This window comes from Rothia sp. HMSC072E10 (assembly GCF_001813965.1).
GTDB classification, from domain to species: Bacteria; Actinomycetota; Actinomycetes; order Actinomycetales; family Micrococcaceae; genus Rothia; species Rothia mucilaginosa_A.
The window spans coordinates 479,752-504,919 of the sequence record NZ_KV814491.1 but is presented as its reverse complement, the minus strand read 5'-3'; the positions used below and the strand labels follow the sequence as shown (position 1 = coordinate 504,919).

Annotated in this window: 19 protein-coding genes; 17 read left to right on the top strand and 2 right to left on the bottom strand. The window is 62.3% G+C overall.

The annotated features are described in order from the left end of the window. Positions 1-57 precede the first annotated feature (57 nt). Positions 58-522, bottom strand: coding sequence for an endonuclease domain-containing protein (locus HMPREF2944_RS09415; RefSeq protein ID WP_246826286.1), 465 nt, complete (start codon positions 520-522; stop codon positions 58-60). Between the two features lie 219 nt (positions 523-741). On the opposite strand from HMPREF2944_RS09415, the gene HMPREF2944_RS09410 reads away from it, so the two are divergent. The 17 genes from HMPREF2944_RS09410 (at position 742) to nusB (ending at position 19,650) form a co-directional block, all read left to right on the top strand. Then, positions 742-939: a hypothetical protein gene (locus tag HMPREF2944_RS09410; RefSeq protein ID WP_246826285.1), complete on the top strand. Its 198-nt coding sequence runs from the start codon at positions 742-744 to the stop codon at positions 937-939. 449 nt (positions 940-1,388) lie between these two features. Further along, complete coding sequence (gene aspS / locus HMPREF2944_RS07375; RefSeq protein ID WP_070682028.1) at positions 1,389-3,161, top strand: aspartate--tRNA ligase; 1,773 nt, start codon at positions 1,389-1,391, stop codon at positions 3,159-3,161. Between the two features lie 231 nt (positions 3,162-3,392). Beyond that, on the top strand, positions 3,393-3,920 hold the full coding sequence (locus HMPREF2944_RS07370) for a P-loop NTPase family protein (RefSeq protein ID WP_070682025.1): 528 nt from the start codon (positions 3,393-3,395) through the stop codon (positions 3,918-3,920). Between the two features lie 107 nt (positions 3,921-4,027). After that, the gene (gene dtd, locus HMPREF2944_RS07365; protein ID WP_070682022.1) at positions 4,028-4,462 is read left to right on the top strand and encodes a D-aminoacyl-tRNA deacylase; all 435 of its coding nucleotides are present in this window, start codon (positions 4,028-4,030) and stop codon (positions 4,460-4,462) included. A 181-nt stretch (positions 4,463-4,643) separates the two neighbouring features. Further along, positions 4,644-6,185, top strand: a complete 1,542-nt coding sequence (locus HMPREF2944_RS07360) for a replication-associated recombination protein A (protein WP_070682019.1) — start codon at positions 4,644-4,646, stop codon at positions 6,183-6,185. Positions 6,186-6,985: 800 nt separating this feature from the next. Next, on the top strand, positions 6,986-7,618 hold the full coding sequence (gene rpsD / locus HMPREF2944_RS07355) for a 30S ribosomal protein S4 (protein ID WP_070682016.1): 633 nt from the start codon (positions 6,986-6,988) through the stop codon (positions 7,616-7,618). A 297-nt stretch (positions 7,619-7,915) separates the two neighbouring features. Further along, the gene (locus tag HMPREF2944_RS07350; protein WP_049334273.1) at positions 7,916-8,305 is read left to right on the top strand and encodes a DUF948 domain-containing protein; all 390 of its coding nucleotides are present in this window, start codon (positions 7,916-7,918) and stop codon (positions 8,303-8,305) included. Further along, positions 8,305-8,790: a peptide chain release factor 4 gene (locus HMPREF2944_RS07345; RefSeq protein WP_070682013.1), complete on the top strand. Its 486-nt coding sequence runs from the start codon at positions 8,305-8,307 to the stop codon at positions 8,788-8,790. The genes HMPREF2944_RS07350 and HMPREF2944_RS07345 overlap by 1 nt, the downstream gene beginning before the upstream one ends. Positions 8,791-8,955: 165 nt before the next feature. Continuing rightward, on the top strand, positions 8,956-11,643 hold the full coding sequence (gene alaS / locus HMPREF2944_RS07340; RefSeq protein ID WP_049334271.1) for an alanine--tRNA ligase: 2,688 nt from the start codon (positions 8,956-8,958) through the stop codon (positions 11,641-11,643). A gap of 2 nt (positions 11,644-11,645) precedes the next feature. Further along, the gene (gene ruvX / locus HMPREF2944_RS07335) at positions 11,646-12,209 is read left to right on the top strand and encodes a Holliday junction resolvase RuvX (protein ID WP_049334270.1); all 564 of its coding nucleotides are present in this window, start codon (positions 11,646-11,648) and stop codon (positions 12,207-12,209) included. Then, entirely contained in the window at positions 12,206-13,411 is a 1,206-nt protein-coding gene (mltG, locus tag HMPREF2944_RS07330) for an endolytic transglycosylase MltG (protein WP_070682010.1), read from the top strand. Before ruvX ends, mltG begins: the two co-directional genes overlap by 4 nt. Before the next feature lie 132 nt (positions 13,412-13,543). Beyond that, positions 13,544-14,479, top strand: coding sequence for a shikimate dehydrogenase (locus HMPREF2944_RS07325; RefSeq protein WP_070682007.1), 936 nt, complete (start codon positions 13,544-13,546; stop codon positions 14,477-14,479). Positions 14,480-14,598: 119 nt separating this feature from the next. After that, on the top strand, positions 14,599-15,816 hold the full coding sequence (gene aroC, locus HMPREF2944_RS07320) for a chorismate synthase (RefSeq protein ID WP_070682004.1): 1,218 nt from the start codon (positions 14,599-14,601) through the stop codon (positions 15,814-15,816). Beyond that, positions 15,816-17,270 carry a shikimate kinase gene (locus HMPREF2944_RS07315; protein ID WP_070682001.1) on the top strand — a complete coding sequence of 485 codons (1,455 nt, stop codon included), beginning with the start codon at positions 15,816-15,818 and terminating at the stop codon, positions 17,268-17,270. The genes aroC and HMPREF2944_RS07315 overlap by 1 nt, the downstream gene beginning before the upstream one ends. A 38-nt stretch (positions 17,271-17,308) precedes the next feature. Continuing rightward, positions 17,309-18,433: a 3-dehydroquinate synthase gene (gene aroB, locus HMPREF2944_RS07310; RefSeq protein WP_070681998.1), complete on the top strand. Its 1,125-nt coding sequence runs from the start codon at positions 17,309-17,311 to the stop codon at positions 18,431-18,433. A gap of 243 nt (positions 18,434-18,676) precedes the next feature. Continuing rightward, positions 18,677-19,240 carry an elongation factor P gene (efp, locus tag HMPREF2944_RS07305; protein ID WP_005505932.1) on the top strand — a complete coding sequence of 188 codons (564 nt, stop codon included), beginning with the start codon at positions 18,677-18,679 and terminating at the stop codon, positions 19,238-19,240. Beyond that, positions 19,240-19,650 (top strand): transcription antitermination factor NusB, encoded by a 411-nt coding sequence (gene nusB / locus HMPREF2944_RS07300; protein ID WP_005505934.1) that lies wholly within the window; start codon positions 19,240-19,242, stop codon positions 19,648-19,650. Before efp ends, nusB begins: the two co-directional genes overlap by 1 nt. 339 nt (positions 19,651-19,989) lie before the next feature. Here the strand turns inward: nusB and HMPREF2944_RS07295 are convergent, their stop codons facing one another. Next, positions 19,990-24,936: a DEAD/DEAH box helicase gene (locus HMPREF2944_RS07295; protein ID WP_083313101.1), complete on the bottom strand. Its 4,947-nt coding sequence runs from the start codon at positions 24,934-24,936 to the stop codon at positions 19,990-19,992. Positions 24,937-25,168 lie beyond the last annotated feature (232 nt).

Here is a 25,168-nt window from a genome sequence, read left to right as displayed (position 1 = left end):
AAACGCGACTAAACCACCCACAAACCGAAACCGCGACCCATTGAGAGGCGACCGGGTTCACCGCAGAAGCAACCTTCGCAGGTGGGCCACGACTTCCGGTTCCTTCTGGAAGATATCGGCCCAGGTCAGGTGTATAACCGTCCAGCCGGCGCGGGTGAGCGCCCGGTCGCGGGCCGCCTCCTGCCGGTCTCGGCCCGGGTAATCGACGTACTTCTGTTCACCGTCAAACTCGAGAATGACCCGTAGCTCGGGCCAAGCGAAATCCGTTCGGTAGCGTCGGCCCTCGCACACAATCGGGTACTGGGTCACGGGGGAGGGCAGCTCGTGCTCCATGAGTAGGCATCGGGTGAGGCTTTCGCCGGCCGACTCGCTGGATGCATCCATCGCCCGAACAACGAGCGACCCATTCGAGCGACCGCCGCGCCCGGTGAGGTGCGTGAGGGCGTCGGTCACAGCCTCGGGCGTTAGGAGCCCCCGCCGCATCACGGAGTCGGTCAGCACCACGGCGTTCCGAAAAGGCATGGTCCGCACGCAATCCTGCAGCGTGCGAGTCACTGTTGTGACGGGAATGGATGTGCCCGGAATTACGGTCACCTCGCCGGGGTCAAGAGTAAATCGGTACCGACGGATTCGCCCCCGGTCCGAGGGACTTTTAGCGTTGCTACACACGTTGAGCCTTGCCGGAACGCCCATCAGGTCGAGCCCCCAGAGCACCGCGGCTGATTCGTGCGAGAAGACCCCTTGCAGGCCGGCCTTGTGGGCGGCGATGCATCGTACACGAAGCCGATCGTCGTCTCGAAGGCCGGTAGCATCGGAGGCGTAGATGTAGGCTCCTCGCTGAATACGTTGCAGGGTCCCGGAGGCTATCAGTCTGTTGACTTCCCTCGCGCCGATTCCCCGCAGCTTAAGGATGCGCGTGGTCAGCACGAGGGAGTATAGTTCGACGGTTCGTGGGGTGGGGGCGGTCAGGGAGTTCATACCCACCAGGCTGTCATATCGTGGCCGTTGCACGTGGCGAAAATCAAAATCTGTGGATAACTCGGCTGAAGACGAAGGAGGTTGCCCATCCACAGGGGAGGGGTTCGTCCCGTCGGATGGATTCTGGGTGATCTAGTATCGGGGTCTGAGTAGTCCGGTGGGTGGTTTAGTCACTTGAAACATGGTTTAGTCGCATCTGCGGTGGGTCTTAACCACCCCAAACGCGACTAAACCACCCACAAACCGAAACCGCCCCTCGCAGCTCCTACCAACCTCCTTCCGCGAGAGAGTCCATGCCCCGGCAAGACGGGCTACAATGGATAAGGCGCACGCAGTGTGCGCATATCATCAACCGCGAGTACCCGGCTACTGTCTATAGTCGTGAGGTGCTCGCTATGAAAGGAATGTCTGTGCTTCGCACTCACACCAACGGCGAGCTGACCGCCGCAAACATTGGAGAGACCGTCACCCTGACCGGTTGGGTGGCTCGTCGCCGCGACCACGGTGGCGTCGCCTTCGTTGACCTGCGTGACCGCGAGGGCGTCACCCAGTGCGTTTTCCACAACGAGGCTGACTTCGAGCACCTGCGCAACGAGTACGTTCTGCGCGTGACCGGTAAGGTTTCCAAGCGCCCGGAGGGTAACGAGAACCCGAACCTGGCCACCGGTGAGATTGAGGTTGAGGTGTCCACCGTTGAGGTGCTGAACACCGCGGCCCCGCTGCCTTTCCAGATTGACGAGCACGTTGAGGTGGGTGAGGAGGCGCGCCTGCGCTACCGCTACCTGGATCTTCGCCGCCCGGAGCCGGCTCGCATCATGCGCCTGCGTTCGGACGCGAACCGTGCGGCACGCAACCTGCTGGCCGAGGACGGCTACATTGAGGTTGAGACCCCGACCCTGACCCGTTCCACCCCCGAGGGTGCACGCGACTTCCTGGTGCCGGCTCGTCTGGCTCCGGGTTCGTGGTACGCTCTGCCGCAGTCCCCGCAGCTGTTCAAGCAGCTGCTGCAGGTGGGCGGTATTGAGAAGTACTACCAGATTGCCCGCTGCTACCGTGACGAGGACTTCCGCGCCGACCGTCAGCCCGAGTTCACCCAGCTGGACATTGAGGCTTCGTTCATTGACCAGGAAGACATCATTGACCTGGGCGAGCGCATCGTTGAGGCTGTGTGGAACCTGATTGACGTGAAGGTTCCCCGCCCGATTCAGCGCATGACCTACAAGGATGCGATGGAGAAGTACGGTTCGGACAAGCCCGACCTGCGCTTCGGCCTGGAGCTGACCGAGCTGACCGAGTACTTCAAGGACACCACTTTCCGCGTGTTCAAGGCTCCCTACGTGGGCGCCGTTGTGATGCCCGGTGGCGCATCCCAGCCCCGCCGCACCCTGGACGCTTGGCAGGAGTGGGCTAAGCAGCGCGGCGCTAAGGGCCTGGCTTACGTTCTCATTCAGGAGGACGGTGAGCTGACCGGTCCGGTGGCTAAGAACATTACCGACGCTGAGCGCGAGGGTCTGGCCGCCGCAACCGGCGCAAAGCCCGGCGACTGCATCTTCTTCGCTGCTGGTGAGGCTAAGGCTTCCCGCGCGCTGCTGGGTGCTGCTCGTGTTGAGATTGGTCACCGTACCGGCCTGATTAAGGACGGCGAGTGGTCCTTCGTGTGGGTTGTTGATGCCCCCATGTTCGAGTCTGCTGCTGAGGCTACTGAGTCCGGTGACGTGGCTCTGGGCCACTCCGCATGGACTGCCGTGCACCACGCGTTCACCTCCCCGAAGCCCGAGTTCATGGATACCTTTGACACCGACCCGGGTTCGGCTCTGGCGTACGCTTACGACATTGTCTGCAACGGTAACGAGATTGGTGGCGGTTCGATCCGTATTCACCGCCGTGACGTGCAGGAACGCGTGTTTGGCGTGATGGGCATTGGTGAGGAAGAGGCTCAGGAGAAGTTCGGCTTCCTGCTGGATGCGTTCAAGTACGGCGCACCGCCCATGGGTGGTATTGCGTTCGGTTGGGACCGTGTCGTGTCTCTGCTGGCTGGCGTTGATTCGATTCGCGAGGTTATTGCGTTCCCGAAGACCGGTAACGGTTATGATCCGCTGACTGCGGCTCCTGCACCGATTACTCCGGAGCAGCGTAAGGAAGCTGGCGTGGACTTCAAGCCGAAGAAGAAGGACGAGGAGTAATCTTCTCCAGTCTTTGGTCTTGCACCCCGTGCGGGGTGCGGGGCTGTGCGGCGATTACCCGACGGGGGCATTGAGTCTTGAGCTTTGAGCTCCGAGCTGTGAGGCTCGGGTCTTGCCGGGGTCGCCGTTGAGGGTGGGCTGTGTATTCTGCTGGTGCAGGGTCGCAGCCCACCTTTTGTATCAACTGGCGTGCGTGCCGATTTGTGTACTAACCAAAGGGGGGAGGGGAGCATGCGTATTCTGATTGCCGGCCCGAGCGGTAGCGGTAAGACGACGTTCGCGGCGCGGTTGGGGCGCATCCTGGACATTCCGCATACGGAGATGGACTCGCTGCACTGGGGGCCGAACTGGACCCCACGCCCTAGCTTCGAGGCGGACGTTCAGGCGCTCATCGAGCGGCCTGCGTGGATTACGGAGTGGCAGTATCCGCAGGTGCGCGGCCGCCTGCTGGAGCGTGCGGATGTGGTGATTTACCTGCGCTATAGCCGCGCGGTGGTCATGTGGCGTGTGGTTCGCCGGACGGTGCGCCGTGCGGTGACGGGTCAGAAGCTGTGGGCTGATAACGTGGAACCGCCGCTGAAAGATATTCTGCGGGACCCGGACAACATGATTCGGTACACGTGGAGGAGCTACCCGCACGTGGGCCAGCTGCTGGCGGAGGCTCGCGGGCAGCATCTGCAGAAGCGTTTTATTGAGTTCCGTACCCCGCGGGCGGCGAACCAGTTTTTGCGTGCCGTGCAGCTACGCGGCGTGCTCTGAGGCGGCTGGCTCTAGAACTGCGGCTCCTTCTAAACCGACCGCCGCGGATGGTATCGAAAGAGATGCTCGAGCCCGGCGAAAGCCGGCTCCATGATGAAAGGTGAACGATGCGAGTAGTTATTCAGCGCGTAACCCGCGCGGCGGTGCGCGTGAACGGCGAGACGGTCGGCGCGATTGAGCAGCCCGGCTACCTGGTGCTGGTCGGTATCACGCACGGTGACGGTGCGGCGCAGGTTGCGAAGCTTGCCGATAAGACCGCGAACCTGCGCCTGCTGGAGGGGGAGAAGTCCCTGCTGGATGAGGGCGCGCCCGTGCTGGCGGTCAGCCAGTTCACCCTCTACGGGGATGCGAAGAAGGGCCGCCGCCCCTCCTGGTCTGCCGCGGCCCCGGGCCCGGTGAGCGAGCCGCTGTTCAACGACTACGTTCAGGCGCTGCGCGGCCACGGCCTGCACGTTGAGACGGGCGTGTTCGGCGCGGACATGCAGGTGGAGCTGGTCAATGACGGCCCGGTGACCCTGATTCTCGACAGCGAGACTCTCTAGGGTCGGCACCTCAATCGGCGAGCGAATCGTCCCGGGGCTATAAACCCTACCCCTGGGTTATGAACCCGCGGCGAAGATACTAACCTATCGAAACCCCACCGGAAACCCATGTGGCTTCACGCCGCGAGCTAAATCCGCACCCCGCGCCCACCTCAAGCCTGTGAAACGATAGAGTAAGACTATGGCTGATTCCCTCTTTGATCTTGAGTTGCCCGACGACGGGGACCGCGTGAGCCTGATTGGTGCGCCCGCCGAGGAGTCCGCCTCCTCGCGCACCTCTGCGTCGCGTGCGCGCTCTGCCCGTTCGGCGTCTCGCGCGCCGTTGGCGGTGCGCATGCGTCCGCGCACGATTGACGAGGTTCTCGGCCAGGAGCACCTGCTGACCCCCGGCTCGCCCCTGCGCGTGTTGGCGGGGGAGAACGCCGGCCCGGCTGGCCCGTCCTCGGTGATTCTGTACGGCCCTCCGGGTACGGGTAAGACCACTCTGGCGCACGTGATTGCGCGCGCGCCGGGTCGCAAGTTCGTGGAACTTTCGGCGATTACCGCGGGTGTGAAGGACGTTCGCGCGGTCATGGATCAGGCGCTGCTCGACCGCGACATGTACGGCACGACCACCGTGCTGTTCCTCGATGAGATTCACCGTTTCACGAAGGCTCAGCAGGATGCGCTCCTGCCCGGCGTGGAGAACCGCTGGGTGATTCTGGTGGCGGCCACGACCGAGAACCCGTCGTTCAGCATTATTTCGCCGCTACTGTCGCGCTCGCTGTTACTGCGGGTTCATTCGCTGGAGCAGTCCGATATTGAGCGGCTGATTAACCGTGCGTTGGCCGATCCGCGCGGTTTTGACGGTGCGGCGGTCATTGATGCGGATGCGCGCGCCCACCTCGCGGCGGTTTCTGGAGGCGACGCTCGCCGCTCCCTGACCTCGCTGGAGGCGGCGGCCGCCATCGCGTTCAGCGAGGCCGAACAGGCTTCGGCAGAGGCCGCCGAAACCAACCCGGCTGAGAATGACCCCGCTCAGTCCGACCCCGCCGAAGACTCGGAGGACCCGGCGGGGGAGAAGGACCCCGAACCCGCCGCGCCCGTGCGCATCACCCTAGCGCACGCCGTGGAGGCGGTGGACCGCGCCGCGATTCGTTACGACCGTTCGGGTGACCAGCACTATGACGTGGTGAGCGCGTTCATCAAGTCTATGCGCGGTTCCGACGCTGATGCCGCGGTGCACTATCTGGCGCGCATGTTGGAGGGCGGCGAGGATCCGCGTTTCGTGGCGCGTCGCATCATGATTCTGGCGAGCGAGGACATTGGCCTGGCCGATCCGCAGGCGCTGCAGGTGGCGACGGCCGCGGCGCAGTCGGTGGCGCTGGTGGGCATGCCGGAGGCGCGCATTATCCTCTCGCAGGCGGTGATTTATTGTGCGCTCGCGCCGAAGTCGAACGCCGCCTATAACGCGATTAACCGCGCGATTGCTGATGTCCGTGCGGGTGCTTCGGGTCAGGTTCCGGTGCACCTGCGCGACGCCCACTATGCGGGGGCTAAGCAGTTTGGTCACGGCGACGGCTATATCTACGCACACGATGCGCCGGGCCACGTGGCGGCGCAGCAGTACCTGCCGGATACCCTGCGCGGCACGGTGTACTACGAGCCGACTCAGCACGGTTTTGAGCGTACGTTGACGGAGCGTCGTGAGCGTATCCGCAGGATTCTTGACGGCGGCAACTAGCCGCACGGAGGGGCCGTGCCGTTTCACCGCGCGAACTAGCCGCGGCGCGCGCTTGCTGCGTAGACTACTCGCGCAGACTAGCCGTGCTAATTAGCCGCGCGGGCCGGTTGGCTGAATGGTTTAGCCGCACGAACCAGTCAGCCGCATGAACTAGCCGCGCGGACTTATCACGCAAACCACCCGCGCCGGCCCGTCTATAGGACAGCAGACAGTGAGCACACGCAAAATGCGGTGCGCAGTACCTCGGTCGTACTGCGCACCGCATCAGAGTTTGAGTTGTGATAGATGTCTTGACCGTCGGCCAGTCCCGGAAGGGCGGACGCCAAGCTTGTACGCCTAGTCTAGGCGATGCGAGAACCCGAAAGCAAGCTAATCCCATAGATTCACAGGTTAAAAATAACGGATTGATTACAATCCAACATCTGAGCCCGGCAATTTTGCGAGAAAGGCTCCCCTAAATGGTTCTGACGGGTGTAAATATTCCCCGTGGGGTTCGTGTGGGTATATGTCAAAAACCCACACAAACGGCAATTTAAACTAAAGATTCCCCAAAAGGGTGGTAAAGCCGGGGCGCATCCGGTAAGCTTGACGGGTCTGGCAATTGCTATGCCCGCATCCGTGCGAGCATGAGTAATGTAGCTGCGAGGTACTCTGCCTCGCGCTCTCCGCCTCACCGCCGCGCAGCAACGACCGAATCGGTCGCGCGCGGGCCACGGCGAGGTCACCCGAGGAGGCCAGTATCCAAACAGACCGAGGCCCCACCCGTGAGGGTGCAGGAGCCTCACATAGAAAGGTAGATTGTGGCTAAGCACAACCGCACCCGCCGTACCGTGCGTCAGTCCCGTGCCCTGGGCATTGCACTGACCCCGAAGGCAGAAAAGTACCTCGAGCGTCGTCCTTACGGCCCCGGCCAGCACGGCCGTGCCCGCAAGAAGGCTGACTCCAACTACGCTACCCAGCTGAAGGAAAAGCAGCGTCTGCGCGCTCAGTACAACATCCGCGAGGCACAGATGCGCCGCGCATACCTCGAGGCAAAGCGTACCGAGGGCCAGACCGGTAAGAACCTGGTCGAGCTGCTCGAGACCCGCCTCGATGCCCTGGTTCTGCGTGCAGGTTTCGCCCGCACCATTGCACAGGCACGTCAGATGGTTGTTCACCGTCACATTCTGGTTGACGGTGTTCGCGTGGACCGCCCCTCGTTCCTCGTCAAGCCCGGCCAGCTGATTCACGTTCACCCCAAGGCTGAGAAGACTGCCCCCTTCCAGGCTGCGGCTGCTGGTGAGCACCAGGCAGTTCTGCCCGAGGTTCCCGCATACCTGAACGTTGAGATCGAGAAGCTGCACGCAAAGCTTGAGCGCAAGCCCAAGCGCGAAGAGATCCCCGTGATCTGCGACGAGCAGCTGGTCGTTGAGTACTACTCGCGTCTGGCATAATCTCGATTTTTCGAGAAGCAACCCGTTCCGTACCGTTTCGGTGGGGGACGGGTTGTTCCCGTTTAAGGGCCCGGCTTGGGGTTCTGCCCCTCGGATGCGGGCTTCGCATCGGCTTATTCGGGAACCTGTGAATTGTTCAATCCTGGGAGTTTCATGAGAGTTTGAGGGGCGCGAGAAGGAATTTTCGACTAGAATAAGGGATTGAACTGTGTAGGCAGTCCGACCGATGCGCCACGGCGGCGCGCCGGTGAGTACGACTATTGACAAGCACCATGCGTTACGCGAAATGAGGTACAGATGACTGGCGGAGATATTGCAGGCCTGATTGCGGCGGGAGTTTTCGCGATTCTCGTGGCGCTGTTGGCCCTTCCCATTATTCGCCTGACCAAGGTGTTTGATGAGTTGATTGTGACGATTCGTTCGCTCAACCAGAGCACCGCGCCGCTCATTGAAGAGGTAACCCGCACCGTGGTGACCACCAACGAGCAGCTCGAGAAGGTTGACGACATCACCTCGAACGTTTCGGACGCCTCCGCGAACGTTTCGGCCCTGTCCTCGCTGGTGACCTCGACCGTGGGTCAGCCGCTGATTAAGGTGGCCTCCTTCTCCTATGGCGTGCGCCAGGCCTTCCGCGGCGGCAACAAGTCCGGCCAGCAGGGTGGCACCTCCGCGGGCGGTGAGAACTAATGGGTCTGCTCCGTTCCGTTCTTCTGCTCGGTGCCGGTGCCGCGGCGGGCTACCTTGCCTCCCGACGCGCTTCCTCTTCGGAGCCCGCACAGCGTACCCCCGGTAGCGCCCTGCTCAAGCGTGAGCACGGCGAGCTGGCCCTCAACCCGGAGTCTCAGATGGCAAAATTCTTCGATTCGCCCCTCGGCAAGCCCCTGCAGCCCTACGCGCTAAAGGCCGTCGAGTTCGCCGCTCGCGTGCGCGAGGGTATGCAGGAGAAGGAGATGGAGCTCAACGCCAAGGTGGAGCGCCAGAAGCAGGACCTGCGTCCCGGTTCCCTTGACACCTGGGAGAGGGGCATGAGCACGACCGAGATTGAGGCCGCAAACCGCCGCATTGCCGAGCGTGAGCTCATTGAGGTGGAGTCGCAGATCGCCTCGCTGGAGAAGGCGCGCGAGCAGCGCATCGCCCGCGATCGCGAGCTCGGGGATGACTTCTTCAACTAACTAGACTTTGGCCGAAAGGCCGCCGTCTACCGAACCGACTTGCCCGTCGCGTGAGGGTGTTGGAGGGGCCCATAATGGCCCCTCGATTAGCCATTTTGCTCTCGGACAGGCACCATAGGTCAGTAGACTATTTAGAATTTCGCACAGATTATTCAAAGGAACGAGATGCTCTCACAGGAGATTTCCAAGCGCTGGATCGATTTCTTCGCTTCCCGCGGCCACACCGTGGTGCCTTCGGCATCGCTGATTTCGAACGAACCCGGCGCCATGTTCACCATCGCCGGCATGGTTCCGTTCATTCCCTACTTCCTGGGCCGTGAGACCCCTCCGTTCTCCCGCGCGACCAGCGTGCAGAAGTGCATCCGCACCCTGGACATCGAAGAGGTCGGTAAGACCGCACGTCACGGTACCTTCTTCCAGATGGCTGGTAACTTCTCCTTCGGTGATTACTTCAAGGAGCAGGCGATTCCTTTCGCTTACGAGCTGCTGACCACCCCGCAGGATCAGGGCGGCTTCGGTCTGGATCCGGAGCGCCTGTGGGTCACCATTTATGAGGGTGACGACGAGGCGTTCGATATTTGGCACAACAAGGTGGGCTTCCCGGCTGAGCGTATTCAGCGCATGGGCATGAAGGAGAACTACTGGTCCACCGGCCAGCCCGGCCCCGCAGGCCCCGACTCCGAGATTTTCTACGACCGCGGCCCCGCCTACGGTAAGGAAGGCGGCCCGGCGGCTGACGACGACCGCTACATCGAGATCTGGAACCTCGTGTTCATGCAGTACCAGCGTGGCGAGGGCATCGGCAAGGACGACTTCGAGATTCTGGGCGACCTGCCGAAGAAGAACATCGATACCGGTCTGGGCGTTGAGCGTCTGGCCATGCTGCTGCAGGGTGTCGAGAACTTCTACGAGACCGACCAGGTGCGCCCCGTGCTGGATGCTGCTTCTAAGCTGTCCGGCAAGAAGTACCACGGCTCCGAGTCCGCCGAGGACGAGGGCTACGAGGATGACGTGCGCATGCGCGTGGTGGCCGACCACATCCGTTCTTCGCTCATGCTGATTGCTGACGGCGTGACCCCCTCGAACGAGGGTCGCGGCTACATTCTGCGCCGCCTGATGCGCCGCGCGATCCGCGCTATGCGCCTGCTGGGCGTGACCGAGCCCTGCCTGCCCGTGCTGTTCCCGGCTTCGCGTGATGCGATGAAGGGTGCTTTCCCGTATGTGGCTGACGACTTCGAGCGTATTTCCCGCATTGCCTACGCCGAGGAGAAGGCGTTCCTGCACACCATCGAGACCGGTACCGAGCGCCTGGAAGAGGCCGTGGCCGCCGCTAAGAAGGACGGCTCGAACTCCGTTTCCGGCGCCGAGGCCTTCGCGCTGCACGACACCTACGGCTTCCCGATTGACCTGACCCTCGAGATGGCCGCCGAGGCCGGCGTGAAGGTTGACGAGAAGGCCTTCCGCGAGCTGATGGCCGAGCAGCGCCACCGCGCACAGGCTGACGCCAAGGCTAAGAAGGGTGCCTTCGCCGACCTCTCCGAGCTGCGTAAGCTCGTGGACGAGCGCGGCTCCATCTTCACCGGTTACACCGAGCTGCGCACCGAGACCAAGCTGCGCGCCATCCTGGTGGACGGCGTGTCCGTGCCCGCCGCCAAGGCCGGCGACAAGATTGAGGTCGTCCTGGACGAAACCCCGTTCTACGCCGAGGCCGGTGGCCAGGCAGCCGACACCGGTGTGATTACCGGTAACGGCTTCATCATTGACGTTCAGGACGTTCAGCAGCCCGTCAAGGGCCTGAGCGTTCACCGCGCCATCGTGCGCGAGGGCGAGGCTCACGTCGGTGCCGATGTTGTGGCACAGGTTGACGTGCAGCGCCGCCGCGACGGTGAGAAGGCACACTCCGGTACCCACATCATCCACGCTGCCCTGCACCAGGTGCTCGGCAACGAGGCTACCCAGCGTGGCTCTTTCAACAAGGAAGGCTACCTGCGCTTCGACTTCGCGTGGGGCGAGGGCCTGTCCGAGTCCGCTAAGCGCGAGGTGGAAGAGGTTGCTAACCTCGCCATCCGCGACAACCACGAGGTGATTACCCGCGTGATGCCGCTGGCCGAGGCGAAGGCTCTGGGTGCCATGAGCCTCTTCGGCGAGAAGTACGGCGACGTGGTGCGCGTGGTTGAGATTGGCGGCGACTTCTCCCGCGAGCTGTGCGGTGGTACCCACGTGGGCACCTCTGCCGAGATTGGTTCGCTGTCGCTGCTGACCGAGAGCTCCGTGGGCTCCGGCAACCGCCGCGTCGAGGCCCTGGTGGGTCTGGACTCCTTCAACCACCTGGCAGCTGAGCGCACCCTGGTGAACCAGCTGACCGGCCTGATGAAGGTTCAGTCCTCCGCAGACCTGCCCGAGAAGATCAACCAGACCCTGGCTAAGCTGAAGGCAGCCGAGAAGGAGCTGGCTCAGCTGCGTCGCGAGAAGCTGCAGGCCGAGGCCGGCAAGCTTCTGGAGAACGCACAGACCATCGGCTCCGTGCGCGTTCTGGCCCACAACGCCGGCGAGCTGGACGCCAACGGCGTGCGCGAGCTGGCCCTGGACCTGCGTTCCCGCTTCGGTTCCGAGGCCGCCGTGGTGGCCGTGGCCGGCGTATCTAACGGCCGTCCCGTGATCCTCGTGGCAACCACCGAGGGCGCTCGCTCCGCCGGCGTGAAGGCTGGCGCACTGGTTCGCGTTGCTGCCGGTGTTCTCGGCGGTGGCGGCGGCGGTAAGGACGACGTCGCCCAGGGCGGTGGCCAGGATGCATCCAAGATTGGTGCCGCTCTGGACGCCGTTCGCGACGCTATCGCACAGGCTCAGGCCTAAACATGGCAGAATTCCAGCGCGGAGTGCGGATGGGTGTTGACGTGGGTAAGGCCCGCGTCGGCACCGCCCTCAGCGACCCCGACGGCATCCTCGCCACCCCGCTCAAGACGCTGCGTCGCGACGAGAAGAAGAACTCCGATCGTCGCGTGCTACGCAAGCTGATTGAGGTGAACGAGGTGGTCGAGGTGTTCGTCGGGCTTCCGAAGACCATGCGCGGCGGGGAGTCCTCCTCGACCGAGATGGCTCGGGAATACGCTCAGGCTCTGCGCTCCGAGCTGGACGCCGAAAATAAGACACACATTAACATTTGGCTGGTGGATGAGCGACTCACCACCGTGAGCGCTCACCGTGCACTGCACGAGGCTGGGGTATCCAGCCGAGACTTCAAGACTATGGTTGACCAGGTGGCGGCTGTGAACATTTTGCAGTACAGCCTGGACGCCCTCAAGGCAGGGCAGTCCGTAGCCGGGTACAAGGTGAGCGATCCGGCCCACGAAGAGAACCGACCGCACGAGTTAGAAGGGGCTGCGGTTGGTGCCGTCAATGAAACGGAGAACCTTCAGTGACCGAAAAGAATAAACATTCCGAGGAACACCCCGAAGAGAGCGGTCTGGACCTTTTTCGGCCGACGAAAGCCGATGAGGAAAAAGGCATTACCGGCATTACCTTGGAGCACGAGATTGTCTCTGTAGCGACTCTGCGTGCTCGCAAGCGCCGTCGCCGCGCCATCATGCTGAGCGCCATGTCGCTCTTCGTGGCGGCCCTGGTGATTATTTCTGCCGCTTTCATCACGCGGTACGACCCGTTCAAGACGCGCGACTACTCCGGCGGCGGTAACGGCACGACCGTGACCTTCACGATCCGCTCGGGCCAGTCCACCGCGCAGGTGGCGAACGAGCTGGAGGCGGCCGGCGTGATTGCCGACGCCGATAAGTTCGTCGAGGTGTACAGCAAGGAAAGCAACGGCAAGTACTTGCAGCCGGGCACCTACGAGCTTCAGCAGCACATGAGCAGCTCGAGCGCAATCAACACGATTATCGAGGCGAACAGTAACGTGCTGTACTTGGCGATTCCGCAGGGTAAGCGCGTGACCGAGACCATCGACCTGATCGTTTCCGGTTCTGACGGCGCGTTCACCCGCAAGCAGGTGGAAGAGGCCGTGCAGAACTACACGCAGTACGGCGTGCCGAGCAACTTCCCCTCGATTGAGGGTTGGCTGCACCCGGGCGAGTACCGATTCCCGAAGGACACCGACATCAAGAAGGTCATTCAGACCATGGTCGATAAGACCAAGGCCGACCTGAAGGAAGCCGGCGTGAGCGGCGATCAGAAGACCTTCGAGGTGCTGACCATCGCCTCCATCGTGGAGCTTGAGGCTCAGCCGAAGGACTACGTGGCGGTTGCGGGCATCATTGAGAACCGTCTGAACAACCCGGATGGTGAGACCTCCGGCCTGATTCAGTCGGACGCAACCGTGACCTACGGTCTGGGTGTCCGCTCCTACCACCTGACGGAGGAGCAGAAGGCAGACAAGAGCAACAAGTACAACACGTACGCGAACAAGGGTCTGCCGAAGGGTCCGATTGGTTCCCCGCAGCTGGCGTCCATCAAGGCCGCCGCCGCTCCGGAGAAGAACCCGTACTACTACTGGGTGACCGTCGACCTGGATTCCGGCGAGACCAAGTACTCCCGCACTTACGCTGAGCACCAGCGTTACGTGGAAGAGTACAACCAGTGGTGCTCGAAGCACCCGGGCCGCTGTAACTAAGCTGCAGCTGATGTAGAGGGCGGGCACCGTTCCCACGAGAGTGGGACGGTGCCCGCCTTTGCTGTACCCGCTAAAATGGGAGGTGGCCCCCGCGGCCGTCCGTGACCCGGCATTGAGAGCGAAAGAGTATCGATGAAGACTGAACCGTACCGCGAAGCCCCGTATCTTCGCCGCGCCTACGTGCTGGGCCACCCGATTGCCCATTCGCTCTCGCCCGCGCTGCATCGGGCCGCGTACGCGTACCTGGGCGAGGCGAACCTCGAGTACGATCGTCGCGATACTCTGCCTGATGATTTGCCGGCGATTATGCGCGGCGTGCGTAACCCGGCTGGCACCGAGGAAGCCCCGTATATTGCGGGCCTGTCGGTGACGATGCCGTTGAAGACCGCCGTCATTCAGTACTGCGATGAGCTGAGTGAGACTGCCCACGTGACCGGTGCGGTGAACACGGTGTACCCGCGCGGCGAGAGGGTGCTGGGCGATAACACCGACGTGATCGGCATCGTGAACGCGCTGCTGCACGCGGGTCTGAAGCCGAACCACGAGCGCGACGAGCCCGCCGTGATTGGCGGGGGAGCGACCGCGATTTCCGCCCTGACCGCCCTGCATAAGCTGGGTTACCGCCGCGCGAGCGTGTACGCCCGTTCCCTGCATAAGCTCGGTAGCGTGCAGGAGGCGGCGGACCGCTTGGGCGTTCAGCTGGAGCAGGTTTCCCTGGCTGATTTGCCGCAGAATCTTGCGGAGCGCGGTCATCACCCGGTGATTTCTACGCTACCGGCCCGCGCGGCGGACGAGTGGGCGAGCCAGCTGAGCGGGCTGAAGGGCACCTCCGCAACGCACCAGCCGGTACTGCTCGATGTTGCGTATAACCCGTGGCCTTCGGTGCTGGCGAGCGCCTGGGAGGCGAACGGCGGCACGGTGGTTTCTGGCCTGGAGATGCTGCTGTATCAGGCGGTGGAGCAGGTGCTGCTGTTTACCGACCGCACCCTGTCTGAGGGTGAGCTACTGGATTTGGTGAATGCGATGTGCGCGGCGGTTGATCTTGCGCCTCGTGCTTCCGTTTCGTGAAAAAAGCGTGCTTTCACTCGCTCAGTAAACGGGCATTTTATACACTATTTATACACGTGAAGAATTATTATTCCTTCCACCTGCGCGCCGGTGCGGGTGACACGAAAAGAGGTTAACCTATGGCTCTTCGTTGGCTCACTGCCGGAGAATCCCACGGCGAGGCGCTCGTCGGCATCATTGAGGGCGTTCCCGCCGGTGTGGAACTCACCAGCGACATGGTGCGTGACGCCCTGGCTCGCCGCCGCCTGGGCTACGGCCGCGGTGCCCGCATGAAGTTCGAGGAGGACCGCGTGCGCATCCTCGGCGGTGTGCGTCACGGCCTGACTCAGGGCGGCCCGGTCGCTATTGAGATTGCTAACACCGAGTGGCCCAAGTGGACCGACGTGATGAGCTCCGATCCGGTTGACCCCAAGCTGATTGAGCACCGCGCGCGTAACGCGGCGCTGACTCGCCCGCGCCCCGGTCACGCCGACTTTACCGGCATGCAGAAGTACAACTTCTCTGAGGCTCGCCCGGTGCTGGAGCGTGCCTCCGCACGTGAGACCGCGACCCGCGTGGCGCTCGGCGTGGTCGCCGCTCAGATTCTGAAGGCTCTGGGTGTTGAGCTGGTCTCTCACACCGTGGCTGTGGGTGGCGTGCACGCTCCCGAGGGTGCCCCCGTGCCTTCGCCCCGCAACGTTGAGCAGCTGGACGCTGACCCGCTGCGCTGCTTCGACAAGGCAACCTCCGACGCGATGGTTCAGCGCGTGGACGAGGCGCACAAGGACGGAGAGACTCTCGGCGGCATGGTTGAGGTGCTCGCGTACGGTATGCCTCCCGGACTGGGTTCGTACGTGCACTGGGACCGCCGCCTGGACGCGCGCCTGGCCGCCGCCCTGATGGGTATTCAGGCTATTAAGGGCGTTGAGGTGGGCGACGGTTTCGCGACCGCCGACCGCCCGGGCACTGCCGCTCACGACGAGATTTCCATTGGCGAGCACGGCGTGACCCGCGATACCAACCGTGCAGGTGGCATTGAGGGCGGCATGAGCATCGGCGACCTGCTGCGCGTGCGTGCGGCCATGAAGCCGATTGCGACCGTGCCGAAGGCCCTGAAGACCATTGACACCTCCACCGGTGAGGAGGCTCGCGCCCACCACCAGCGTTCGGACGTGTGCGCCGTTCCCGCCGCCGGTGTGGTGGCGGAGGCTATGGTCGCCCTGGTGCTGGCCGAGGCCGCGCTGGAGAAGTTTGGCGGCGACTCGATTGGTGAGACTCGCCGCAACATGGATTCCTACCTGGACGCTATTCCGGCGTCTCTGGCGTGGGAGTCTAACGTGGCTGGTTGGGACGCGTAGTGCCCCTTCCGGCGGAGTCTGAGGGCCGCGGCACGAAGGGTCGCGGTTCCGGGGAGGTTTCTGTGGAGCAGGGTGTTCGCCCGGTCGCTTCGAGCCCCCTTGCGCGTATTGCTGCGGCAACGCAGCGTGCGCGAGGGGGCGCTTCGCCGCGCCCGGAAACCGGCGCAGAATCCGGTGTATCTGAACCCGGTGTACCTGCTGCGGCTGAGCAGAGTGTTGAGGCTGCGGGCGCTGGGGTTCGTGAGACTGCCGCATCTGTTTCTTCTGTGCGCCCGGCTTCTCGCGTGCCCACCCCCGCTGACCTGATGCGTTCTGGCACCCGCCCCCTGCCCGCCGCCGCTACTACGGCGAGCACGCAGGGTGTACGCCTGTACGCCTCCTCGGTGTCTGAGGACGCCGACCCGGCGCTCGGTCTGGACGAGGACCTGCGCCTGAAGCTGCTCAGCGCCCTGCAGGGCATGGCCGAGGAGGAGCCTCGCGAGGAGTCGGCACAGGCCGAAACTTCCGCAACCCCCGTACCCCCCGCACCCAAGCCCGCCGCCCCGAAGCCGGTAGCTCCCAAGCCGACCGCACCGAAGCAGGCTCAGCCCGCGGCGGGGGAGAGCGCAACCTCTGCCCCCGCACCCAAGCCCGCTGCACCCAAGCCCGCTGTGGCTAAGCCGCTACGTCCGACCCCGGCGCTATTCGGCAAGGTGCAGGTTTCTGCGGCCGAGTCTGCGGCTGAGGAAATCGCGGCGGTGGACTCCGCCGAGGCCGCGGCCGAGATTGAGGCGCGCGCCGCATCCGAGGCGGAGCTGAACGCCGAGCTCGAGCCCGGTAAACTTGAGCCTCTTGAACTTGAGCCCGGCGAGATCGAGGAGTCCGCCCGCATCCACCCCCAGCAGGTGCGCGAGATGCACGAGAACTTTGCCGAGCAGTCGCGCCCTATCGTGCTCATTGGCCCCATGGCGGCGGGTAAGACCTACATTGGTACGCACCTGGCGCGTTTCTACGGCTACGAGTTCCTCGACGCCGACCAGCTGATTGTGGAACGCTACGGTGAGGTCTCCGAAATTTTCGAGATTTTTGGTGAGGCGCACTTCCGCGAGCTGGAACGTAAGACCATCGAAGAGGTGCTGACCTCCCCGGTGTACCGCAACACGGTGTTTTCGCTCGGTGGCGGCGCGCCCATGACCGATTCGGTTGCGGAGCTCCTCAGGGACGAGTGCGTGGTGTACATTCTGGTTGACGCCGAGACCGTCACCCCGCGCATTACCGGCAATAAGACCCGTCCGTTGCTGCAGCCGAACCCGGTCGAGCGCTGGACCGATATTTTTGAGCGTCGCCGCAGCCGCTATGAGGAGCTGGCGCACTTCACCCTGGACGCTCGCGGCGGCCGCCCCATTACCGAGATGACCGCAGAGATTCAGGCGTACGTCACCGCCAGCCGCAAGGCACGGGCGAACAACTCCTGACCCCCTCCTACCCCCACTCTCCTGTGAAAGGACACACGATGAGCACTCAGCCCACCTTCGGCGCTTCCGGCGAAGCGGACATCACCCGTATTCCGGTGACCGGTAGCTCCCCGCGCGAGAACTACGAGGTGCTGATTGGCCACAACCTGCTCGGTAAAATCCCCGAAATTCTGGGCAACCGCACCAAGAAGGTGCTCGTGATTCACCCGCGTGCCCTGCGTTCCACCGGTGAGCTGGTCATGGAGGACCTGCGCGCGATGGGTTACGAGTCGTTCAGCGCCGAGATTCCCGACGCTGAGGAGGCAAAGCACTACCAGGTGGCGGCGTTCTGCTGGCAGGTGCTCGGTCAGAACGACTTCACCCGCACTGACGCTATTATTTCCGTGGGTGGCGGCGCTATTACCGACGTTGCCGGCTTCGTGGCGGCAACCTGGCTGCGCGGCGTGCGCGTCATCCACATTCCGACCACCCTGCTCGGCATGGTGGATGCGGCTGTGGGTGGTAAGACCGGCATCAACACCGCCGAGGGTAAGAACCTGGTCGGCGCGTTCTGGCCGCCCGCCGCGGTGCTCTGCGAGATTGGCACCCTGCGCACCCTGCCCGAGCACGAACTGCTGACCGGTATGGGTGAGGTCGTCAAGTGCGGCTTCATCGCCGACCCCGAAATCCTCGACCTGATCGAGGCGAACCCGCAGGCTGTGCGCGACTCGCAGTCCGCCGTCATGCGTGAACTCATTGAACGCAGCGTGCGCGTGAAGGCTGAGGTTGTCTCCGAGGACCTGCGCGAGTCCGGCCGCCGCGAAATCCTGAACTACGGCCACACCCTCGCCCACGCTATCGAACGCAACGAGCGTTACCAGTGGCGCCACGGCGCGGCAGTGTCCGTCGGCATGGTGTACGCCGCCGAACTGGCGCTGGCAACCGGCCACGCCGACGAAGAACTCGTGGCACGCACCCGCCGCATCCTCGAATCGCTGGGCCTGCCCACCTCCTACAAGGCAGACGCATGGCCCCAGCTGCTCGAAGCAATGCGCCGCGACAAGAAGGCACGCGGCAACCTGCTACGCTTCATCATTCTTGACGGTTTGGCTCGCCCGCGCGTCTACGAGGTGCCGGACGACTCGATCCTGTACATGACCTACCAGGAGATTATCTCCGAGTAGTTGTGAGTCCCGTATAGTCGCCGGGCGCGCCCGGCCACGTGGTTGACTTCACTTGGTCGCCTTCGTGTGATTGCTTCCGCGCGGTGGCCGAGCGGGGGAGCCACAGAAAAACTGTGGCGCCCCTGCTAGGCAAACTCGTGCGCATCCTGTAGAATGTACGGGACATATTTTTGCTCATTGAAAACTTAGCGCCTCGCCGGGTACCACTACGGCGTGAGCGTCGATGACACGAAGGAGAGCCCCATGGCATCCACTACCGATATTAAGAACGGCGCCGTCCTGAAGATTGACGGCAACCTCTGGTCCGTCGTTGAGTTCCAGCACGTGAAGCCCGGTAAGGGTGGCGCGTTCGTCCGCACCAAGCTGCGCAACGTTACCTCCGGCAAGGTCGTCGACCGCACCTTCAACGCTGGCGCTAAGATCGAAACCGCAACCGTTGACCGCTCCGACTACCAGTACCTGTACCAGGACGGCGACGACTACGTCTTCATGGACATGAAGACCTACGACCAGATCAACGTTCCCGCAACCGTTGTCGGCGACGCAGCAAACTACATGCTCGAATCCCAGACCGCAACCATCGCAATGCACGAGGGTAGCCCCCTGTACATCGAGCTGCCCGCATCCGTGGTCCTCGAAATCACCTACACCGAGCCCGGCCTGCAGGGTGACCGCTCCACCGGCGGCACCAAGCCCGCAACCGTTGAGACCGGCTACGAGATCCAGGTTCCCCTGTTCCTGGAGACCGGCACCAAGGTCAAGGTTGATACCCGCACCGGTGAGTACCTCGGTCGCGTGAACGACTAATGAATTCGCGTACGAAAGCCCGATTGCGCGCCCTCGAAGTGCTCTTCGAGGCGGATCAGCGCAACGAAGATTATATTGAGGTACTCCGCCGCCGCCGACTGTACACGGTGGCGCAGATCTCTGCTTACTCTGAGGAAATCATTCGTGGCGTTCGCGACCACGACGAAGAGATCCGCGAGTTTGTGGAGACTTACGCCCGTGACTGGTCCTTCGAGCGTATGCCCGCCGTGGACCGTGCCGTGCTGCGTATTGGCACTTGGGAGCTTCTGTACAATGACGAAGTTCCGGATGCTGTCGCAATTTCTGAGGCTGTCGGTCTGGCGCGTGTGCTGTCCACGAATGAATCTCCGAAGTTCGTGAACGGTCTGCTGGATAAGCTCCGTCAGGTGAAGCCGACCCTGCTCGCGTAAGACGTCCTGCCGCGGCTTGCCCGCCAGCCCGTAGCTGGTTGGTTTGTTGCCGTTGAGGATGCGCCCGCAGGGGAGCGTACGTGAAACCCCCGCCGTGCTGTAGTTCGCTACAGGACGGCGGGGGTTTTCTGTGTCTAGGCTGCGCCTGTTGCAGTCGAGGCTTCACCGGACAACGCGGGCGGGGGAGTGCCCCCTCTGCGGCGCTGAGCGCCTTGAGGACGGAGCCCCCGCCCCGCGTGCCCGGTATGCGCCTCGTTCAGTATCAGCTACTCGCCTTGGGCAGCTGCGAAGGCCCCGTGTGCACGGTGGGGCTCTCTTGACGCTAGGAACCTTGCCAGGCTAGGCGTTGTCCTCCAGAACCTCGAAGCGGGGGAGCGTACCCACCAGCTTCTGAGTCTCCAGCGAGACAGTCACCAGACGCTTAATCAGATCCACGATATACCGCGGGTTATTGACGGCGCGGCAGTAATCGTTCGGGTCATTCGTGATGAGCGACTTCTTATCGGTCTTCACCTGGTAACGGTCGATGACCCACTCCAGCGCGGAACGGTTACCCATCAGGATGTAGCTGTAGACCTCTTCTGGGATGCCCTTGAGGGTCAGGTGACCGTTGTACTTGATAAGGGTCCTATCCTTCTTGGGGCCGAACTTCATCTTCTGCACCCGGTAGAACTCGAAGCGCTCCTCGAGGCTCTCGGGAGTGGGGGAGGAGGCCACCTCATCGAGGGGGTAGGGTTCCACGCTCTCGTAACCCAGGTGGAGCTCCGCCAGGGCCCGACCGACTCGCGAGTACTCCCAGAAGCCCTTTGCCAACGGGATGCGCGGGAGCATCTTCTTCAGGTCTGCCGCGTACTTCTCGCGGTACTCGGGGTGGTGCAGCAGCGCGTAGATGTAGTAGAAGATATCCTCCTTCGCGATGCTCTCGTCACCGTAGGTGCCGCGGTACGCGGCCAGGGTGGCGTCGGTAATGTTCTCCTTGCGGGTGTAGCCGTCCACGACCTCGCCGCCGCCCAGGTTGAGGTTGAATCCTCCGTCATCCTCAACGACCGGCTCATAGGTGTAGAGGCTGAACACCTGCAAGGAAGTTGCACCACCAAGCGCAGGAATCATATCGGTGGCCAGCGCGTAGAACTCACCGGCAGAGCCCGGGCCGGGGAGCGTAATCGCGATGTTCTCGTGCGCCGGGGTCGGGAAAATCTTTTTCAGCTGGGATGTACGATTATTAAACTGATTTGTGATATCAAAGTACACAGACTGCTTACAGAACGGGCGGTACGAAGACAAACGAATCTTTCCGGAGTCAAAAATGCCTTTTTTGCCACGGACAATATCGTTCATATTGATGGCGTCCCAGCTGAATTTTGTTGGGTCAAGGTTAACAAAATCTCCGGCTTTGGCCTTTTTCACTGTATCGTCGGCCTGCTGGTAGCGGTCGACCTCGGAGTTGTAGAACTCAATCATGCGGCGCACGTTGTTCTCGACGGCGCGTGCCGAGAAGTTGTACACCCACGGGTCACGGTTAGTTTTCAAGCCGTTCGAGTAGAGCTGGAAGATGCCCGGGGTATTCGGCTTGCCTTTGGTTGCCTTATCGCCGATGGGCTGGTAGGTGTCATAGTTCTCGTCGCGCTGGTTAATCCAGTCGGCGGCCTCATTGGGAATGATGACCTCCCACTCGGTGTGCGCGATGGAACCCTCCCGGGCGATGATGTCGAGCTTCTCCTCGCGGCTCAGGTAGTCGCCAATATCGCGGTAGTGCAGCACGGCCTCGCCCGTGTGCGAGGGGTCCTTCACGAGCACGCAGATGGTCACCGGGGTACGGGAACCAGAGCCAAAAATCTTGCCACCCTCGCGACGCGACTGTTCGCCCGAGGTGCGCTGGTTACCGCGCAGGTTGTACACGTACAGCTTCGAGAACTCATCCACCAGGCACTTGCGCAGACCGTCCGCCGCGTTGCCGTCGATGAAGGAGCCGTTCGAGACGAAGGCAATCACGCCGCTATCCTTCACGCGGTCGGATGCCCAGCGAATCGCGCGAATATACGAGTCGTACATGCTGTTCTTCAGCGTGGCCGTAGAACGCGCAACGTAGGTATTCTCGATGCGCTCATCCAGCTTGGGGTACTTCTCGTTCTGGTTATTATCGTTAGCGCTATTCTGGCCCGAGGAGTACGGCGGGTTCATCACAATCACCCGAATATCCCGCTCAAGCTCACGCTCCGCGCGCTCGCTATTGGCGCGGAACGCCGGCAGGTTCAGGTGGTGCGAAGACTCAGAGAGCTGGAAGGTATCGGTCAGCACCATGCCGTTAAACGGCACGTACTCCGTACCCAGGCCGTGCTCCTTCGCCACCTCGCCGTACACCGTCTCGATGTTAATCGCCGCGATGTAGTAGGAGAGCAGCACAATTTCATTCGCGAACAGCTCGCGGGTGTACTTGCGCTCTAGGTCCTCGGGGCGAATCAGGCCCAGCTGCAGCAGGCGGGTAATGAACGTACCCGTGCCCACGAAGGGCTCAATAATGCTCACGCCCTCATCCGAGAGCGACATACCGAAGGACTCCCGCAGAGCCACATCAGCCGAGCGGAGGATGTAGTCCACCACCGGAACCGGGGTAAAGACAATACCCAGACGCTCTGCAATACGCGGGAAGGCGTTCTGGAAGAACTTATCGTAGAGATCCTTAATCACGTGCTGCTTTGCGGCAGCGTTATCAAGGTCCTTCACGCGGCGCTGAACCGACTCGTAGAACGCCGACAGCGACTCGCGCTCCTTCTCAAAGGCCGCGTTCGCGTTCAGATGGTCCACCACGTTCTGCATGGCCAGCGAAATCGGGTTCAGCTCGGTAAAGCGGTGCCCGGCGAACATCGCGTCAAAGACAGGCTGGGTAATGAGGTGCTGGGCCAGCATCTCGATGGCCTGGTCCTCGTCAATCGCGGGGTTCAGGGTCTGCTGCAGACCCTCCACAAACTGAGCGAAGACGGTGCGCAGTTCGCTTTCGAGGCTCGCTTCATCCAGCAGGTGACGAATCATCGTGATGTGGCGACCCGCAATGGTCGCAATATCCTTTGACCAGTCATCCCAGTACTCGCGAGTACCCACCTTGTCCACAATCTTGGCGTACACGCCGTCCTTCCACTCCTGCGCGGGGAAAGTCAGGGTCGTCTGCTCACCCGGAGTGATGGAATCCTCCGGCGCCTCGGTGTCATTTGCGCCGATGCTGTCCTTCTCCTTCTTCGGGGCCAGGTCAACGGTCTGCACAATAATCGACTCGGGGTCAGAGGCGTTCAGCTCAATCTGGTGAATGGTCGCGTCCATACGCTCATCGTGCGCGCGAAGCGCCTGGAGCACCTGCCACACCACCTTGTAGCGCTTGTTGTCGCTCAGCGCCTGAGCGGTTGACATGCCGTCGGGAATAGCAATCGGCAGAATAATGTAGCCGTACTTCTTACCCTCGGCGCGGCGCATCACGCGGCCCACGGCCTGAATGACGTCCACCATCGAATTGCGAGGGTTCAGGAAAAGCACCGCGTCAAGGTTCGGAACATCCACACCCTCGGTCAGACAGCGAGCGTTCGTCAGGATACGACAAATCGGGCCCTCCTCATTCGGCTCCTGCTTGAGCCAGTTCAGGAGCTCGGCACGGCTCTGCGCGTTAAAGCCGCCGTCAATGTGGCGAACCTGCACGCCCAGGTCATCAGTCGGGTCGTCGTTCTCACGGTTACGCAGGTTAATGCGCACGAGGTCCTCGAACTCGCGCTCAATCTTCTGGGAATCCTTAATCGAACGGTTGAACGCCACGGCGCGCTTCATAGGTGCGAGGTCATCGCCGAAGGACGCCTCCAGCTCACCGCTGCGGCGCTTGGCGAGGCCGTTCCAACAGCCCACCAGCTTCGCCACGTCATCAATGGCGAGCTCGTTGGACTCATCGGCCAGAAGGTTCTGGAAGGAGGTCGCAATCTGCGATTCGGAAACGCCCAGCACCAGCACCTTGTAATCGGTCAGCAGGCCCTTCTCCACGGCCTCGCCGAAACCGATACGGTAGAAGGGAACACCAAAGGTGTCTACGTCATCCATGGAACAGAGCACGGCGGCCTTCTCGCTCGCCTGGAACTTCGTGTCCTCATTAAAAATCTTGGGGGTAGCCGTCATGTAGACGCGCTTGCGGCCTGCAACCCAGTTATCGTCGTGAATCTTCACGAAGTTCGACTCCGACTCGTCCGCCAGGGTCACGCCGGTCGTGCGGTGCGCCTCATCGCAGATAATCAGGTCAAACTCGCCAATGCCGGCGGCCTGAGCCTCGGACACCGCGTCAATGGAGTGGTAGGTGGAGAAGACCACCTCGAGGCCCTCATCCAGCGGGTTGGCGTTCATCGCGGCGGCCAGCTCGGCACCGTCCGTCGTCGCGGGCAGCTGCAGATCCTCAACGCGCAGGTCGGCCAGGTCGGCGTTAGCGCCACCGCGCTTCTTCTCGCGGCCCACCTTGGAATCGGAGCACACCGCGTAAGCGTGGAACGGGCCCTCAATCTCGTTCGAGAACTCCGAAATGGACTGCGACATGAGCGCCAGGGAAGGCACCATGAAGAGCACGCGGGCATGGCCGCCATTCTGCTCGGCAAACTTCTCGGCCAGGCGAATCGCGGTGAAGGTCTTGCCGGTACCGCAGGCCATAATCAGCTGACCGCGGTCGTCCTTCTGCAGACCGTTCAGGGTATTCGTAATGGCTCGGTCCTGGTGTGGGCGGAGCTCCTTATGCGGCTTGTAACTGACCTGCTGCTCGCCCGGGTCATCCAGGGAATAGGTCGACCAGTCGATATTGGAATCACGGAAAGTCTGCAGGCCCATGCGCTGCACGGGAAAGCGCTGTTCCTCCAGCATCTTCTCCGCGTTCTTCGACCACTTATCGGTCGTGGACACGATGATGCGGTGCGTAAACGGCTTACGACCAGAAGCCGAGATGAAGGAATCGATATGTTCCTTAGCAATCGTGCTGTGCTCATCGTAGAACTTGCACTGAATGGCGGTCACGCCGCCGTCAACGTTCTCGGCCACCAGGTCGATGCCAATATCGCCGAAGTTCTCGCGGCCATCCCACTCATTCCACAGATACACGTCCTTATACAGACGGCTCTGGATGCTGTCCTGAGTCAGGAACAGCTTAGTCAGGCGCTCCAAACGGTCGCCCTGTTCGCGGGTATTACGAGCAGTATCTCGAAGCTGATGAATCAAGCCATCAAAGTCCATCGACGTCTTCGTCGAAACGTCGGCAGGGGTGCCGGAGGCGGTCATGAACTCTCCTAAATGGTGTGAGTTGATAGAGATGTAACCTCTTCATCTTATATTGCGGCGGGTCAGATAGCCGTCTCCAATGGTCATTGGGGGCTCTCCCAGGGGTCATGTGCGCTGAACCTACTGAGGGTATGCGCCGGTCAGGAAGTCTTTCTATGCGCTGCATGCAAGTGAGCGGTCTCTCGCTGAACCTGAACGTAGCCTGTGAACTGTGGTACCCTACTAGAAGCAC

Bases quoted from the DNA above. Each gene is read 5' to 3' on its own strand.
- efp (WP_005505932.1), top strand. From the start codon at position 18,677: ATGGCATCCACTACCGATATTAAGAACGGCGCCGTCCTGAAGATTGAC.
- HMPREF2944_RS07295 (WP_083313101.1), bottom strand. From the start codon at position 24,936: ATGACCGCCTCCGGCACCCCTGCCGACGTTTCGACGAAGACGTCGATG.
- HMPREF2944_RS07370 (WP_070682025.1), top strand. From the start codon at position 3,393: ATGCGTATTCTGATTGCCGGCCCGAGCGGTAGCGGTAAGACGACGTTC.
- HMPREF2944_RS07345 (WP_070682013.1), top strand. From the start codon at position 8,305: ATGGGTCTGCTCCGTTCCGTTCTTCTGCTCGGTGCCGGTGCCGCGGCG.
- HMPREF2944_RS07350 (WP_049334273.1), top strand. From the start codon at position 7,916: ATGACTGGCGGAGATATTGCAGGCCTGATTGCGGCGGGAGTTTTCGCG.
- alaS (WP_049334271.1), top strand. From the start codon at position 8,956: ATGCTCTCACAGGAGATTTCCAAGCGCTGGATCGATTTCTTCGCTTCC.
- aroC (WP_070682004.1), top strand. From the start codon at position 14,599: ATGGCTCTTCGTTGGCTCACTGCCGGAGAATCCCACGGCGAGGCGCTC.
- nusB (WP_005505934.1), top strand. From the start codon at position 19,240: ATGAATTCGCGTACGAAAGCCCGATTGCGCGCCCTCGAAGTGCTCTTC.
- HMPREF2944_RS07325 (WP_070682007.1), top strand. From the start codon at position 13,544: ATGAAGACTGAACCGTACCGCGAAGCCCCGTATCTTCGCCGCGCCTAC.
- HMPREF2944_RS09415 (WP_246826286.1), bottom strand. From the start codon at position 522: ATGCCTTTTCGGAACGCCGTGGTGCTGACCGACTCCGTGATGCGGCGG.
- dtd (WP_070682022.1), top strand. From the start codon at position 4,028: ATGCGAGTAGTTATTCAGCGCGTAACCCGCGCGGCGGTGCGCGTGAAC.
- HMPREF2944_RS07360 (WP_070682019.1), top strand. From the start codon at position 4,644: ATGGCTGATTCCCTCTTTGATCTTGAGTTGCCCGACGACGGGGACCGC.
- ruvX (WP_049334270.1), top strand. From the start codon at position 11,646: ATGGCAGAATTCCAGCGCGGAGTGCGGATGGGTGTTGACGTGGGTAAG.
- aroB (WP_070681998.1), top strand. From the start codon at position 17,309: ATGAGCACTCAGCCCACCTTCGGCGCTTCCGGCGAAGCGGACATCACC.